Consider the following 1,427-nt stretch of genomic DNA (forward strand, 5'->3'; position numbering starts at 1 on the left):
GAAAACAGGCAGACCAGCAGGAAAGGTATAAAAAGTATAAATTTTATATACTGTTAAAACTATATAAACTGTATCTTAAGACAAAACAATGTTTATATTTCGTTAGTAGTTGTGATTTGAACCATCTGTTATTCCCACTGGGATATCTATATGATTCTAAGTGGCAGCAGCTTTTGGTGAACACAAAGGTCACAATCACGATAAATTAATGGTTTGAGCCGCCTATTCAACGTAATGGCTCATACGTGTACTGCGCTAATTCTAAGAACTGGACGCGATTAGGCGTAGGGATGGGGCGGGCTGCGACAAGGCGTAGATCGAAGGTTCGTGCAACCAAGTGCAGCCTACGGCTATAAACCTTATACAACAACAATTACAGAGATTGATACGAGATTTAAGCGCGATCACAAAAAGGCTGCACCTGGTGACCTGAACCTTCTATTTTCGCCCAGTTCCATGTTTGTTTCCTCATAATGTCGCATCAAAGGACAAAAGCACGGAGGCCTAGTTATAGTTACTACCGCACATATTGATTAAATCAGTGGCTGACGACGGCTATTGTTCTTTCGCAGCGGATGATCAACTGCCAGTTATCCCGGCTGTACCCCAAACTTACTACCAATCTGTGCTACCAACAAAAATAGTTGCTCCACTTTCTAGTTGAGGGTCAGCAGTAGCATTAACAATCGCACGAGCAAACTCCTCAACAGTCGGAAGAGAACCCGCTTGTTGTCGGCGAGAGTCAATTAGACCAGGACTGTTGCGCTGCATTAGTTTGGGTGTAATCGTCCCCTCAATTAAGTCCCCACTGACTACCACCAACTTAATGCCCTTAGTTGCCAACTGTGGAATCTGGGCACGTAAAGCCTCTTCTCCTGCTTTTTTGCTTTGGGCAACTGGCTCATAGGCTGTATAAACTGGTTGTTGTCCATAGAAGTGAGCCAGGTGGCTAGTGATGAAAATTATTCGCCCACCAACTCCTATCAGAGGTAAGGATAAATTCATAGCAAGAAGTTGAGCAGTTAGATTCAGACGCATGGCATAATCTGCTGTCTTATCCTTCTCTAAACCCCCACTAGCATTCAAAATCAGGAAGTCAAGGCGACCAAACTGCTCCTCAATCCGTTTGATCATCTCCTGCATCTGGCTTTCATTGGTCATATCAGCTTGAACAACCAGAGCATTACGACCATACCCACGTACTGCATTAGCAACTTCCTCTGCCCGTGAACTTTTGCTGCGATAGTTGATAACTATATCAGCACCTTGTGCCGCTAACATTTGGGCAACGCTTGCGCCAATTCCTCGCGATGCTCCTGTGATCAGGGCTACTTTTCCCTGGAAATTGTTCATTTTTTTGTGGCACTTGAACCATGTGTTTGATCACAGTTGGCATTGTACCAAGTTTTTATGACTTTTTCAGCAAG

At 44.0% G+C, this 1,427-nt stretch carries 1 protein-coding gene; it reads right to left on the reverse strand.

Annotated elements, in window-relative coordinates; translation table 11 throughout:
* Positions 1 to 615 precede the first annotated feature (615 nt).
* Positions 616 to 1,353: an SDR family oxidoreductase gene (locus tag UYI_RS0115350; RefSeq protein ID WP_016867532.1), complete on the reverse strand. Its 738-nt coding sequence runs from the start codon at positions 1,351 to 1,353 to the stop codon at positions 616 to 618.
* Positions 1,354 to 1,427: the final 74 nt, after the last annotated feature.

The organism is Fischerella muscicola PCC 7414, from assembly GCF_000317205.1.
GTDB classification, from domain to species: domain Bacteria; phylum Cyanobacteriota; class Cyanobacteriia; order Cyanobacteriales; family Nostocaceae; genus Fischerella; species Fischerella muscicola.

Excerpts from the sequence above, each read along its gene's own strand:
- UYI_RS0115350 (WP_016867532.1), bottom strand. The coding sequence starts at position 1,353 with ATGAACAATTTCCAGGGAAAAGTAGCCCTGATCACAGGAGCATCGCGA.